The sequence below is a fragment of the Streptomonospora wellingtoniae genome, from assembly GCF_031845375.1.
Classification (GTDB): Bacteria; Actinomycetota; Actinomycetes; order Streptosporangiales; family Streptosporangiaceae; genus Streptomonospora; species Streptomonospora wellingtoniae.
Map to the genome: position 1 here is coordinate 1 of NZ_JAVREK010000017.1, position 12,308 is coordinate 12,308.

Below are 12,308 nucleotides of genomic sequence, written 5' to 3' on the forward strand. Positions count from 1 at the left end.
GTGGTGATGCGGGGTGGGGGTGTGTTGGTGAGGATGTCGAGGTTGTTTTTGAGGACGCGGTCGATCTGGATGCCGATGACTCTGTCGACGATGGGGGCGAGTCCGGCGGAGATGGTGCCGGTGATGATGGCGCCGAGGAATTCGTCGCGGGCCATTTTCATGTCGAGGGCGTCGCGTTTGCCGTCTTCGATCTGGCCTTGCTGGATGAAGAGTCCGGCGAGGGCGCCGAGCATTTCGAAGGCGATGTGGCCGAGGAGGGTGGTGATGAACCAGTCGATGATCTGGCGGATGAGGAGGCTGCGGATGGCTTTGAAGGCGGGGATCCAGGTGAGGGAGGCGCCTCCGGTCCAGGGGGCCATGGCGATGGCGTAGGCGATTTCGGCGAGGAGCATGAGGAGTTGGACGAGGGCCATCCAGCTCATGTATTCGGCGTCGGCGGCGGCTTTGCGGAGGACGTCGGAGAGTTTTTGGCTGGTGGTGGTGGCTGCTGCGATGTAGTCGTTGTCGCCGCTGGTGTATTTTTTGATGGCGTCGCTGTAGTAGTCGGCGGCGACGCCGGAGAAGTTGGAGCGGGCTTTGCGGCGGGTGTCGTCGATGAGGTCGCGGATTTCGCTGAGGGCGGTGGCGAGTCCGTCGTGTGTTTCGGCGAGGGCGCGGAGTTTGGTGGGGCTGGTTTCGGGGATTTCGATGCCGAGGAGCCATTTGGCGGTGTCGCGGACCCATTGGGGACTGTCATGGCCGAAGGGTGGCATCGCGTCTCGCCTCAACTCATCGCACAACACAGCCGACGCTGATTCGTATGGGAATCGCACCCAAACAAACAGGAAGCGAGGAACAGGACGGCGGTGGTCGGCGACGTGCGGGTTAACGCTGCGGAAAACATCGCCGCCGCCACGAGTGTGCGGGCGGGCATAGGCGCCCGCCGTCGGCGACCTCGCCGATCTTGTAGCTATCGTGATGGAAAACGTTTTCCAGTGACGATGGCTACAAGATCGACGGCGATGCGCCCGCCCGCGCTGCGTCGCGGTGCATCGGGTAGATGTAGAGAGCCGAAGGAGGGATCACCGGACACATGTGTGTGGACCGGAACCACCGAAAACGGCCTCTGTGCTGGGTAGAGAACCCAGTAACGCAATAAACGCCGCAATTCGGGCGATTAGCGTGCAATCTCCGAGTGCTCTTGAACGTGTTGCGGGACCTCACTAGCATCACTGAAAGCCACACTGAAACGCAGGTGATGTCACATGTACGCCGAAGAGCGGCAGCGCAGCATCCTGGAACGCGCCCGCAAGGACGGTCGCGTCGATGTCGCACGGCTGGCTTCGGACTTCGACGTCACCTACGAGACGGTGCGGCGCGACCTGACCGCACTCGAACGCCACGGTGTGCTGCGGAGGGTGCACGGCGGGGCGATCCCCGTCGAGCGGCTGGGGTTCGAACCGACGCTGGCGCAGCGCGACTCCGTCATGACCCCCGAGAAGGAGCGCATCGCCAAGCGGGCCCTGGAAGAGGTGCCGGCCGAGGGGGCGATCCTCCTCGACGCGGGCTCCACGACCGGTCGGCTCGCCGAGCAGCTCCCCGCCGAACTCACCGTCGTCACCAATTCGGTCTCCATCGCGCTGACGCTGACCCCGCGCGCCCACACCAACCTGATGCTGCTGGGCGGCCGCCTGCGTCCCCGCACCCAGGCCACCGTCGAAAGCTGGGCCCTCCAGGCGCTGGAGGAGACCTTCGTCGACGTCGCCTTCATGGCCGCCAACGGCGTTTCGACCGAGCACGGACTCAGCACCCCCGACACCGCCGAAGCCCAGGTGAAACGGGCGATGATCCGTTCCGCCCGCCGTGTCGTCCTGCTCGCCGACCACACCAAGGTGGGCAACGACCACTTCGCCCGCTTCTCCACCCTCGACCAGGTGGACTGCATCATCACCGATTCCGGTCTGGCCGACGGCCTGGCCGACGAGCTCGCAGCGTTCGGGCCGCGAGTCGTCGTGGTGTGATGCGCCCACCGCGGCAGGCGCAGTCCTCCCCGGCAGCCGCCCGCCGCCCCGTATGCGGCCCTGCGCTCTCAGGGTCGGCCTGAGCCGGCAAGCCTCCGGTGCGGTCGACCAGCCTGCCGCAGGCGGATCTCCCGCCGCGGCATGCCCGCTTCCCGTGGTCCCCGATACCCGTCCCCGAAGCCCGGTTTCCTCGAACCGTCCCCGCCCCCCGACGGCCCGATTCCCTCCCGGCAGGCATCCGCCCCCGGCTTCGGGCCGCGAGAACACGTCCTCAGGTGATCCCCCATGGCCCGACCCCAGTCCCCGTCCGGATCGGCGGCCGACACGTCCGCCCAGTCCCCGCCCCCCAACCGCCTCCAATCGGCACGCGCCGCGGTGCAGCGCTTCGGCGGCTACCTGTCGGGCATGGTGATGCCCAACATCGGCGCGTTCATCGCGTGGGGGCTCATCACCGCGCTGTTCATCCCCGACGGCTGGTTCCCCAACGAAACGCTGGCCCAGCTCGTCGACCCGATGATCGGCACGCTGCTGCCCCTGCTGATCGGCTACACCGGCGGCCGCCTCGTCTACGAGCAGCGCGGCGCCGTCGTCGGCGCGGTCGCCACCATCGGCGTGGTGGTCGGATCCGACGTGCCGATGTTCCTGGGCGCCATGATCATCGGCCCGCTCGCGGCCTATCTGACCAAGCTCCTCGACAAGGTGGCGCGCCCGCGCATCCACGCCGGCTTCGAGATGCTCTACAACAACTTCAGCGCGGGCATCCTCGGCGGCGCGATGGCGGTCGTCGGCCTCTTCGGTATCGGCCCCGTCGTCCAGACGATCACCGAGGTGCTGGGCAGCGGCGTGCAGGCGCTGATCGACCTCCAACTGCTCCCGCTGGTCTCGTTCATCGTCGAGCCCGCCAAGGTGCTGTTCCTGAACAACGCCATCAACCACGGCGTCTTCGCGCCGCTGGGCGCCGCCCGGGTGTCCGAGACCGGGCAGGCCATCGAGTTCCTGATTGAGACCAATCCGGGGCCGGGCCTGGGCGTGCTGCTCGCCTGCATGCTCTTCGGGCCCAAGGTCAGCCGCTCGACCGCGCCCGGCGCCATCGTGATCCACTTCCTGGGCGGCATCCACGAGATCTACTTCCCCTACATCCTGGCTCAGCCCAAGCTGATCGTGGCCGCGATCGCCGGCGGCATCACAGGTGTCACCACCTTCATGCTGCTGGGCGCCGGGACCGTCTCGACGCCGTCGCCGGGCAGCATCATCGCCCTGATGGCGGTCACTCCCCGCGGCGGCCACCTGTCCGTACTGGCGGGCGTGGCCGCGGCGACCATCGTCTCGTTCATCGTCGCCTCCCTCCTGCTCGGCTTCGGCCGTCCGGAGCGCAACAAGGAGAAGGCGCAGCGCAGCAACGCGGAGGCACAGCAATGAGCAGCATCAACGGTTCCGACATCAAGAAGGTCGTCGTCGCCTGCGACGCGGGCATGGGCAGCAGCGTCCTGCTGACCTCGCAGATGTCGAAGTCCCTGTCGCCGCACGGGGTGGCCGTGGAGCACGCCTCCGTCGACCGGATCCCCGACGACGCCGACCTGGTGCTGTGCCACTCCGGCCTGGTGTCGCGGGCGCGTTCGGCCCAGCCGGGGACCGTCGTCATCGGCTTTCAGATGTTCCTGGGCGACCCGGCGTTCGCGCGCGTGGAGCAGGCCGTCCGGGAAGGCGAGACCATTGCCGACTGACCTGCGGATCGGCCCCGAGGCGGTGTGGCTGGGCCGCACCGCCCGGGACAAGGCCGAGGCCGTGGACCTGTGCGGGCGCCTCCTGCTCCGGCTCGACGCGGTGCAGGCCGCCTATCTGCCGACGATGCACGAACGCGAGCGCTCCGTGCCGACCTACATCGGTGAGGGAGTGGCCATCCCGCACGGCACCGACGCGGCGCGTGCGCTGGTCAAGCGCACCGCACTGGCGTTCGTGCAGTTCCCCGACGGGGTCGACTGGGACGGCCACCGGGCCGTCGTCGCGATCGGCATCGCCGCGCACGGCGACGAGCACACCGGTGTCCTCGCCGCGCTGGCGCGGGTGCTGTCCGACCCGGCCAAGGCCGAGCGGCTGCGGCAGGCCGAGGATGCCGCCACCGTCGTGGAGCTGCTGAGCCCGGTCGGGACCGAACCGGCCTCCTAGCGCGCTGCGCTGTACCCGGCGGTGCCCGACCCGGTCCGGCGGGGCGGGCACCGCGGCGCGCGACGCACCGGGCGGACCGGCCGCCGACCCGGTGTCCCGTCGGACCGCCGTGCCGCACCCCGGCACAGCACGAGCAGTCTGAGCAGCACGATGAGAGAGAGGGAAGCCATGTTGGTCGCCCGCTTCTACGCCCCCGGCGACATCCGCCTGGAGGAGGCGCCCGAACCGCAGGCCGGAGAGGGCGAGCTCAAGATCAGGGTCCGCAACTGCTCCACCTGCGGCACGGACGTGAAGATCCACCGGCACGGACACCACCACATCGTGCCGCCGCGGGTCATCGGGCACGAGATCGCCGGAGAAGTCGTCCAGGCGGGACGGGGCGCGGCCGGGTGGAGCACCGGCGACCGGGTGCAGGTGATCGCCGCCATCCCGTGCGGCGCGTGCACGGACTGCACGCGCGGCCGGCAGACGATCTGCCCGAACCAGGAGTCGATGGGCTACCACTACGACGGCGGGTTCGCCGAGTACTTGGTGGTACCTGCCAAGGTCCTGGCGGTCGGCGGGGTGAACCGGATCCCCGACGGTATCGGGTTCGCGGAGGCCTCCGTCGCGGAGCCGCTGGCGTGTGTGCTCAACGGCCAGGAGATCGCGGGGGTGGGCGAGGGCGACACGGTGGTCGTAACCGGCGCCGGGCCCGTCGGGTGCATGCATGTGCGCATGGCACGCGCCCGGGGCGCCGCGCGGGTGTTCCTGGTCGAGTTGAACCGCGAGCGGTTGGACATGTCCGCCGCAGTGGTGTCGCCGGACGCGGCGATCGCCGGAGACCCCGTCGAGGAGGTGCTGCGGCTGACCGGTGGTCGGGGACCCGATGTGGTCATCACCGCCGCGGCTTCCAACCGGGCGCAGGAAGACGCGGTGCGGATGGCGGCGCGCCGGGGGCGCATCAGCTTCTTCGGCGGGCTGCCGAAGGACGATCCGGTGATCCCGCTCGACTCCAACGCGGTGCACTACCGCGAACTGTCGATCCTCGGCGCCAACGGCTCCAGTCCCGCGCACAACCGGCGCGCCCTGGAGCTGGTGGCCTCGGGTGCGGTGCCGGTGGCCGATCTGATCACCGAGCGACTGGGGCTGGGCGAGGTGCCCAAGGCGATCGAGACGGTCGCCGCGGGCAGCGCCATCAAGGTGACCGTGGAACCCTGAGCGGCGGGACTCCCTGTCGCTGGTGCGCGGACGTACTTGGGGGTCTGTGTGATTTAGGTTGTTGTAGTGTGGTGTTCAGTTGCCCACTCTTGTTTGCAACAATTACCTTCTATAAAGTTACGCAAAGCCAAGAGATACCAAAGGCACCACCACACACGCGCGACGTGAGTCGCGGCAGCCGGCGATCGGATACCCGAGCGGCGGCGCCCCCGGCGCGACGTCCACGGTTTCCGCGCGCGGCCGCCTCCGCAGCCGCCCTCCGGGCGTGTCGCCGGCCACCGGTAGAGGCCGCCGAACGGAGCTCCTGGGATGGGATCGAATGCAGCCAAGGACCGGCGCCGTGCCCCCGCACTGGGCGCCTGAGCGCGGCCGCCCGGCAGACAGGGCCGCACTTCGGGCCGTCGCAGGCTGCGCGCTGTCCGCTGTGCTGGTCGCGGGCTGCTCCACCGGCGCCGGGACACCACCCGGAGCCGACGGCTCACCCGCGGCGGGAGGGGCCCGTCCCTCGGCCAGCGCCGCCGGCGACCGGCAGGCTGCGCTGGACGCCTACACCGCGATGTGGCAGGAAGCCGCGGCGGCCTCCCGCAAAGGCGGCGGTGCCACCGGCGAACTCGACCGCTACGCCACCGGCGCGGCCCTGCTGCTGCTGAGCGAGGCGCTGGCCGGAGCGGACGGCCACCAGGTCACCGGCGCACCGGAACTCGCCCCCGAAGCGGAGATCACCGGCGCCGACAGCGCACGCGTCACCGACTGCCTGGACGACTCCGCGTGGAACCTGGGCGCAGGCCCGGCGTCGCCGGGGAGCGGCCCGCGGCGGGTGGAGGCCGGCCTGGTCCACGACGGCCTCGCCTGGCGTGTGAGCGAACTACGGATATGGGAGCCCGGAACATGTTGAGACAGGCAGGATCGGCCTCCCTGGCGGCCGCCGTGCTCGTCCTGGCCGCGTCCAGCGCCGCCCGAGCCGACACCCCCGCCACGGGCGACTCGTTCCTCGGCCAGATCGAGTGCGGCAGCGAGGGCGGAGCCGGCTGCGACATTCTGCTGAAGTACCTGCAGCACGACGCCGCCTCCTCCGGGGACGACGGCCCCGCGCCCGCGCAAGGGGACGCCGGCTCGCAGACCGCCGACCAGTGGGACTCCGTCGACTGGGGGGCCGTCGACTGGGACGCAGTGGACTGGGACTCCGTCGACTGGGACGCCATCGACTGGGAGTCGATCGACTACAGCGGAGGTGAGGACGCACCCGCCGACCCCGTCGCGCTCATCGTCGAGTCCATGGACTCCTTCGAGTTGCCGCGCCCCGCGATCTCCTCCTCCCCGGCCGCGGACGACCTGATCCTGGTCAAGACGCCGGTGTGGCTGTGGGTCGACGAGCAGGAGTGGCAGCCCGCCACCGCCGAGGCCGACGTCCCGGACCTGGGCCTGACACTGACCGCCACCCCCCGCTCCACGCGCTGGACGACGGGCGACGGAACCGAGTTCAACTGCGACGGCCCCGGCACCCCCTTCGACCCCGCCGTGCACGCCCCCGACGCGGCCTCGCCCGACTGCGGCCACGTCTACACCCGCTCCTCCGCCTCCCAGGACAGCGGCACCTACACCGTGGCGGCCGAGATCAGCTGGGACATCGAATGGGAGCTTTCCAACGGCGAGAGCGGCCGACTCGACGCCGTGACGACGCGGTCCGAGACCGAACTCGCCGTGGAGGAGTCCCAAGGCCTGGTGACCGGGAGCGGGGCATGACCCCCCGAGCGGGCGCTATGCCGCCCCGGCGCCGGGCCGCGCCCCTGACACACCCCACGACAAGGAGGACACGGTGAGCACGACCACCGGCGCGCGGCCCGCGGCGGCCGAAAGCCGCCCCACGACCGGACCGCCGCAGGTGCGCCTGCTGGGCAGCGGGCCGCGCCGGTGGCGCTGGCTCGGCCTGGGCGTGGCGATCATGGCCGCGGGCGCTCTGGCGGGCGTCGCCGCCGTGGAGCGTCTCGACGAGCGCGAGGCCGTCCTGGTGGCCGGAGGCGACCTGTCCGCGGGCCACGTCCTCACCGCCGCCGACCTGGAGGTGGCGCGCATGTCCGTCAGTCCGGGCGTCTCCGTCGTCGAGGAGGGGAGCCTGCAGGACGCCGTCGGCAGCACGCTGACCGTCCCCGTTCCCGAGGGCGGCGTGCTGCCCGAGTCCGCTCTCGGCCCGAGCGCCGAGTACCCCGCCGACGGCAAGGCCGTCGTCGGCGCCGTGCTGGCCCCCGGCCGCTTCCCCGTCTCCCTGGAGCGCGGCGCCGCCGTCTCCGTCGTCCTCGTCGACGACTCCGCTTCCGGCGCCGGTTCCGGCGCTGCGGGGTCGGGCGGCGCGGCCGGCGGCGAGAGCGCCGGGCCGGCGTCCGGTTCCGGCGTCACCGCCTACCCCGCCCGGGTCCAGTCCGTGGAGATCTCCGAGACCGACGGTTCGGCGAGCGTCGAGTTCGTCGTCGACGCCGACGCCGCCGGGCAGGTCTCCGCCGCCGCGGCCGCCGAACGCGCCGCGGTGGTGCAGGTCCGGCCGAGGGGGCAGAGCTGATGGGCCGCACCGTCGCCCTCTTCTCGCTGGGCGGGGCGCCCGGCGTCAGCGTCACGGCGCTGGCGCTGGCCGCGGTCTGGCCCGACCCGGCCGGAGCGGTACTGGTCGAGGCCGACGCCTCCGGCGGCGACGTCGCCGCCTGGCACCGGCTCCAGCCGTCGCCCGGCGTCACCGACCTCGCAGCCGCGACCCGCCACCGCGGTGCCGGCCCGCAGGCGGACCCCGCGGCCTACAGCCAGACCCTGCCCGGCGGCCTGTCCGTCTGCCCCGGACCCGCCTCCGCCGATCCCGCGGGCGGCGCCGTGCAACTGCTGGCCACCAACAACCCGGCACTCACGGCGGCGCCCGCCGACCCCCCGGCCGCCGATGCCGCCGGGCAGCGGCCCGCCGTGCTCGCGGACCTGGGACGCCTCGCTCCCCGTACCCCGACCGCCCACATCGCCGCTCACGCCGGGGAGGCGCTGCTGATCGTCGCCGACGACACCGCCCAGTTGCGCCGGGTCCAGCAGTCGGCGGCCCCCCTCGCCGAGTCCGTCGAGCGGCTGCGCGTGGTCGTCGCAGGCGGCTCCGGCTCCACCGACGAGTTCGGCTCGGCCCTGGGCCTGCCCGTATGGAGCGGCCGCATCCCGCTCGACCGGCAAAGCGCCGCGTTCCTGCGCGGAGAGGCCCACCTCCGGCGCCCTGCCCGCCGTCCCCTGTTCAAGGCCGCGCTCGCCCTGGCGCGCACCGTCGCCGCGCCGGACGCGGCGGCGCCGCAGCCTCCGCCCCCGCAGCCGCGCGCACAGCGCTACGCCGCGGCGGAGCCGCCGAGCGGCGCCCGCGGACCGGACACGCAACCGTGAGCCACCGGAGGGCCAATTGAGCGAGACCGACCTCACCGGGCTCGGCGGACGCTTCGACCGCTTCGCCGACCCCGAACGCGCCGAGCGCGAAGCCGCGTGGACCGCATGGGTGGCCGCCGAGGCCGGGCGCCGCCTGAGCGACCTGCTGAGCGGCGAGGAGACCGACACCAAGGACTACCGCCACCACGCCGAACGCGTCATCGCCCAGGTCCTGGACGAGGCCGCGCGCGCCGCCCTGTCCCAAGGCCGAGCCGTGCTGGACCAGGACGCCGAAGAGGTGATCGCCTCCCGCGCCCTGGCCCAGGTGTGCGGGCTCGGGCCGCTCCAGCCCCTGCTGGACGACCCCGGGATCGAGAACATCAACTGCAACGGCACCCAGGTGTGGGTGCGCTACGGCGACGGCAGCCGCGAGCGCCGCCCTCCGATGTTCGAGACCTCCGAGGAGCTGGTCGCGCTCGTGCGGCGCATCGCCGCCGAGTCGGTCACCGGCGAGCGCCGCTTCGACCCCGGAGCGCCCATCCTGGACATGCCGCTGCCCGGCGGCGAGCGGATGAACGCCATCATGGACGTCGCCCGCGCGCCCGCTGTATCCATCCGCCGCCACCGCCACACCAGCACCACGCTCAGCAGACTCCGCGACCTGGGCACCCTGGACGCCCTGTCGGAGCGGCTGCTGCGCGCCGCCGTCCGCTCCCGCCGCAACATGGTGGTCACCGGCGGGACCGGCGCCGGGAAGACGACCCTCGTCCGCGCGCTCGCCGCCGAGATCCCGCCGACCGAGCGCCTGGTCACCATCGAAGACGTTTTCGAGCTGGGCCTGGACCGCGACGTGGAGGCCCACCCCGACTGCGTTGCCCTGCAGGCCCGCCCGGCCAACGTCGAGGGCGCGGGCGAGATCACCATCGCGGACCTGGTGCGCGCCGCTCTGCGCATGTCGCCCGACCGCGTCATCGTCGGCGAGACCCGCGGCCACGAGACGGTTCCGCTGCTCAACGCGATGAGCCAGGGCAACGACGGCAGCCTCACCACCCTGCACGCCGCCGACTCCGCGGGCGCCTTCACCAAGCTCGGCGCCTACGCCGCCCAGTCGGCCGAGCGGCTGCCGCTGGACGCCACGGCGTCTCTGGTGGCAGCCGCGGTGCACCTCGTCGTGCACGTGTCGGCGCGGCCCACCGGAGGCCGCGTCGTCACCAGCATCCGCGAGGTCGTGGGCGCCGAGGGGCAGAACGTCGTCTCCAACGAGATATTCCGCCGGGACCGCGGCGGCGGATCGCTGCCCGCGGCACCGCCGAGCCCGGTCACCGTCGACGCGCTCTCCGAAGCCGGTTTCGACGTCGCCCAGCTCAGCGGTGGCATGGGCGTGGGCGGGTGGCCCGCATGAGCGGGGAGGCGACCGGGGCCGCCGTCGCGGCGGTCTGCGGAGCGCTGGCCGGGGCGGGACTGTGGCTCACGCTCCTCGCGCTCGCGTCCGCCCCGCCTTCGACACGGCGCAACCGGCTGTCGCCGCGCACCCTGCTGCTGGGCAGGCGGCGGCCGCTGCGCCTGGTCCTCGCCGTGGCGGCCGGGCTGCTGGTGTGGACCGTGACCGGATGGCCGGTCGCCGGTGTGCTGGCCGGGCTGGGCGCCTGGTGGCTGCCCGGTGTTCTGGGGCCCGACCGCGATTACGACACGCATGTCGCCGGCGTGGAGGCGGTGGCGGCCTGGGCGGAGATGCTGCGCGACCTGATGGCGGGTGCGTCCGGACTGCACCAGGCGATCGCCTCGACCGTGCCCATCGCGCCCGAGAGCATCCGTGAGGAGGTCGCCCGGCTCGCCGAGGCCCTGCGCCAGGGGCGGCCGCCGCAGCAGGCGCTGACCGACTTCGCCGACGAGGTCGACAACCCCATCGCCGACCTGGTCGCCGCGGCACTGACCACCGCCGCCTCCCGCCACGCCACCGACCTGGGTGTTCTTCTCGGCACCCTGGCCGAGGCGGCCCGCGAACAGGCGGCGATGCTCGTTCGCGTCGCGGCCGGCCGCTCCCGGGTACGCACCTCCACGCGCATCATCATCGCCGTCACCCTCGGCACGGCCGCGGCCCTGCTGCTGTTCAGCCCCGACTACCTGGAGCCGTTCGACACGCTGCTGGGCCAGCTCGTGCTCGCCGCGATCGGCGGCGTCTGGGCGGCGGCCCTGACGTGGATGGTGCGGCTGTCCCGGCCGCGCCAGGGACCGCGCGTGCTCGCGCCGCAGGATCCCGCCGCCATCGGCGAAACCGCGGAGGTGTCGGCATGAACGGCCCTGCCCTGCTGCTGGCCGCCGTCGCCGGCTGCGCGATCGGGCTGGGACTATGGCTGCTGCTGGCCGTCCGCTTCTCCCGGCCCTCACTCGGCGAGCGGCTGGCCGACCCGCCGCCGCCCCGCGCCGTGCACCCGGCGCGCACCGCCCAGCAGGGAGCGGTCGCCCGCCTCGGCGCCGTCAGCGCCCCGCTGATGGCGGCCATGGGCCTGCCCGGTGCCCGCGCCCGCCGCGACCTCGCGATCTGCGAACGCGACCCGGCCGCCTACCTCGCCGAAAAGGCCACCGGTCTCGTGCTCGGCGTCGGCCTGCCGCCGCTGCTGGCGGTGCCGCTGGCAGCAGCGGGTGTCGACGTCGGCTCGCTGTGGGCAACGGCGGCCTGGGCCGTGTTCGCCGGAATCGCCTGGCTGGCGCCCGACCTGTCCCTGCGCGACGAGGCCCGCAAACGCCGCGAGCAGATGCGCCACGCCTTGGCCGCGTTCGCCGACCTGGTCGTGGTCGCACTGGCCGGCGGGGCCGGGGTCAACGGGGCGCTCTCCGACGCGGCCTCCGCCGGCGGCGGCTGGGCCATCGGCCGCATCCGCGACTCGCTGCGGATCGCCGCGCTGCGACGCCGGCCCGCCTGGTCGGCCCTGCGCGACCTCGCCGAGCACTACGACACGACGGAGTTCGCTGAGCTGGCCGCGAGCCTCCAGCTGGCCGGAGCCGACGGCGCCCGGGTGCGCGGCTCCCTCGCCGCCAAGGCCAAGACCCTGCGCACTCAGTTCCTGTCCGAACTCGACGCCGAGGCCCAATCCGCGACGGAGCGGATGAGCCTGCCCGTCGTCCTGCTGTTCGCCGGGTTCCTCGGCCTGCTCGGCTACCCGGCGCTCACCCACATCCTGACCAGTCTGTGAACTGCAGCACCGAACCCAGGCGGAACCGGCGAACCGGAGACGGGGGAGCACCGATGAAACCGGCCGGAGGGAACAGGCCCCGCACCGGCGGCCGCCCCCGCTCGGGGCGGCGCGCACCCCCGCCGACCACCGGCCCGTCGCCGCCCCGGAGCGACCCCCGATGTCCGCGACACCGCAACCGCACTGAGGAGTGCCGATGAACTACCTGCGCCGACTGCTTGACCCGCGCCGCCTTCGCGGTCGCGGCGACGGCGGCTACTCCACCGAGACCGTGCTGGTGATCGCGGTACTGGCGCTCATGGCCGTCACCGCCGTCGGCGCGATCTCGGCGCAGGTCATCGAGAAGGCCGAATCCTTCTCCCTGGACTGAACC

General features: G+C 72.7%; 14 protein-coding genes. 13 read left to right on the top strand and 1 reads right to left on the bottom strand.

Annotation, left to right across the window (positions count from 1 at the left end):
- The coding region (locus RM446_RS15950) for a WXG100-like domain-containing protein (RefSeq protein WP_311546099.1) at positions 1–752 on the bottom strand (752 nt) is incomplete at its 3' end.
- Between the two features lie 492 nt (positions 753–1,244).
- Between RM446_RS15950 and RM446_RS15955 the strand changes: the two genes are divergently transcribed.
- The 13 genes from RM446_RS15955 to RM446_RS16015 all read left to right on the top strand — a co-directional run bounded on the left by RM446_RS15955 (position 1,245) and on the right by RM446_RS16015 (position 12,305).
- A complete protein-coding gene (locus tag RM446_RS15955; RefSeq protein ID WP_311546100.1) occupies positions 1,245–2,000 on the top strand; it encodes a DeoR/GlpR family DNA-binding transcription regulator in 756 nt (251 codons plus the stop codon).
- A gap of 285 nt (positions 2,001–2,285) precedes the next feature.
- Positions 2,286–3,419: a PTS mannitol transporter subunit IICB gene (locus RM446_RS15960; protein WP_311546101.1), complete on the top strand. Its 1,134-nt coding sequence runs from the start codon at positions 2,286–2,288 to the stop codon at positions 3,417–3,419.
- Positions 3,416–3,724: a PTS lactose transporter subunit IIB gene (locus RM446_RS15965; RefSeq protein WP_311546102.1), complete on the top strand. Its 309-nt coding sequence runs from the start codon at positions 3,416–3,418 to the stop codon at positions 3,722–3,724. The genes RM446_RS15960 and RM446_RS15965 overlap by 4 nt, the downstream gene beginning before the upstream one ends.
- On the top strand, positions 3,714–4,166 hold the full coding sequence (locus RM446_RS15970) for a PTS sugar transporter subunit IIA (protein WP_311546103.1): 453 nt from the start codon (positions 3,714–3,716) through the stop codon (positions 4,164–4,166). The genes RM446_RS15965 and RM446_RS15970 overlap by 11 nt, the downstream gene beginning before the upstream one ends.
- Positions 4,167–4,316: 150 nt before the next feature.
- Complete coding sequence (locus tag RM446_RS15975) at positions 4,317–5,366, top strand: zinc-dependent dehydrogenase (RefSeq protein ID WP_311546104.1); 1,050 nt, start codon at positions 4,317–4,319, stop codon at positions 5,364–5,366.
- Between the two features lie 319 nt (positions 5,367–5,685).
- Positions 5,686–6,261, top strand: coding sequence for a hypothetical protein (locus RM446_RS15980; RefSeq protein ID WP_311546105.1), 576 nt, complete (start codon positions 5,686–5,688; stop codon positions 6,259–6,261).
- Complete coding sequence (locus RM446_RS15985; RefSeq protein ID WP_311546106.1) at positions 6,255–7,109, top strand: hypothetical protein; 855 nt, start codon at positions 6,255–6,257, stop codon at positions 7,107–7,109. The genes RM446_RS15980 and RM446_RS15985 overlap by 7 nt, the downstream gene beginning before the upstream one ends.
- A gap of 73 nt (positions 7,110–7,182) precedes the next feature.
- On the top strand, positions 7,183–7,920 hold the full coding sequence (locus tag RM446_RS15990; RefSeq protein ID WP_311546107.1) for an SAF domain-containing protein: 738 nt from the start codon (positions 7,183–7,185) through the stop codon (positions 7,918–7,920).
- The gene (locus tag RM446_RS15995; RefSeq protein ID WP_311546108.1) at positions 7,920–8,762 is read left to right on the top strand and encodes a hypothetical protein; all 843 of its coding nucleotides are present in this window, start codon (positions 7,920–7,922) and stop codon (positions 8,760–8,762) included. The genes RM446_RS15990 and RM446_RS15995 overlap by 1 nt, the downstream gene beginning before the upstream one ends.
- A 16-nt stretch (positions 8,763–8,778) precedes the next feature.
- Positions 8,779–10,143: a CpaF family protein gene (locus RM446_RS16000; RefSeq protein ID WP_398695299.1), complete on the top strand. Its 1,365-nt coding sequence runs from the start codon at positions 8,779–8,781 to the stop codon at positions 10,141–10,143.
- The gene (locus RM446_RS16005) at positions 10,140–11,036 is read left to right on the top strand and encodes a type II secretion system F family protein (RefSeq protein ID WP_311546109.1); all 897 of its coding nucleotides are present in this window, start codon (positions 10,140–10,142) and stop codon (positions 11,034–11,036) included. The genes RM446_RS16000 and RM446_RS16005 overlap by 4 nt, the downstream gene beginning before the upstream one ends.
- Positions 11,033–11,935: a type II secretion system F family protein gene (locus tag RM446_RS16010; RefSeq protein WP_311546110.1), complete on the top strand. Its 903-nt coding sequence runs from the start codon at positions 11,033–11,035 to the stop codon at positions 11,933–11,935. The genes RM446_RS16005 and RM446_RS16010 overlap by 4 nt, the downstream gene beginning before the upstream one ends.
- Before the next feature lie 196 nt (positions 11,936–12,131).
- Positions 12,132–12,305 (top strand): hypothetical protein, encoded by a 174-nt coding sequence (locus RM446_RS16015; RefSeq protein WP_311546111.1) that lies wholly within the window; start codon positions 12,132–12,134, stop codon positions 12,303–12,305.
- Positions 12,306–12,308 lie beyond the last annotated feature (3 nt).

What these genes read in the sequence shown, in the direction of transcription:
- RM446_RS15955 (WP_311546100.1), top strand. Translation starts at nt 1,245, where the DNA reads ATGTACGCCGAAGAGCGGCAGCGCAGCATCCTGGAACGCGCCCGCAAG.
- RM446_RS15960 (WP_311546101.1), top strand. Translation starts at nt 2,286, where the DNA reads ATGGCCCGACCCCAGTCCCCGTCCGGATCGGCGGCCGACACGTCCGCC.
- RM446_RS15965 (WP_311546102.1), top strand. Translation starts at nt 3,416, where the DNA reads ATGAGCAGCATCAACGGTTCCGACATCAAGAAGGTCGTCGTCGCCTGC.
- RM446_RS15975 (WP_311546104.1), top strand. Translation starts at nt 4,317, where the DNA reads ATGAGAGAGAGGGAAGCCATGTTGGTCGCCCGCTTCTACGCCCCCGGC.
- RM446_RS15980 (WP_311546105.1), top strand. Translation starts at nt 5,686, where the DNA reads ATGCAGCCAAGGACCGGCGCCGTGCCCCCGCACTGGGCGCCTGAGCGC.
- RM446_RS15985 (WP_311546106.1), top strand. Translation starts at nt 6,255, where the DNA reads ATGTTGAGACAGGCAGGATCGGCCTCCCTGGCGGCCGCCGTGCTCGTC.
- RM446_RS15995 (WP_311546108.1), top strand. Translation starts at nt 7,920, where the DNA reads ATGGGCCGCACCGTCGCCCTCTTCTCGCTGGGCGGGGCGCCCGGCGTC.
- RM446_RS16005 (WP_311546109.1), top strand. Translation starts at nt 10,140, where the DNA reads ATGAGCGGGGAGGCGACCGGGGCCGCCGTCGCGGCGGTCTGCGGAGCG.
- RM446_RS16010 (WP_311546110.1), top strand. Translation starts at nt 11,033, where the DNA reads ATGAACGGCCCTGCCCTGCTGCTGGCCGCCGTCGCCGGCTGCGCGATC.
- RM446_RS16015 (WP_311546111.1), top strand. Translation starts at nt 12,132, where the DNA reads ATGAACTACCTGCGCCGACTGCTTGACCCGCGCCGCCTTCGCGGTCGC.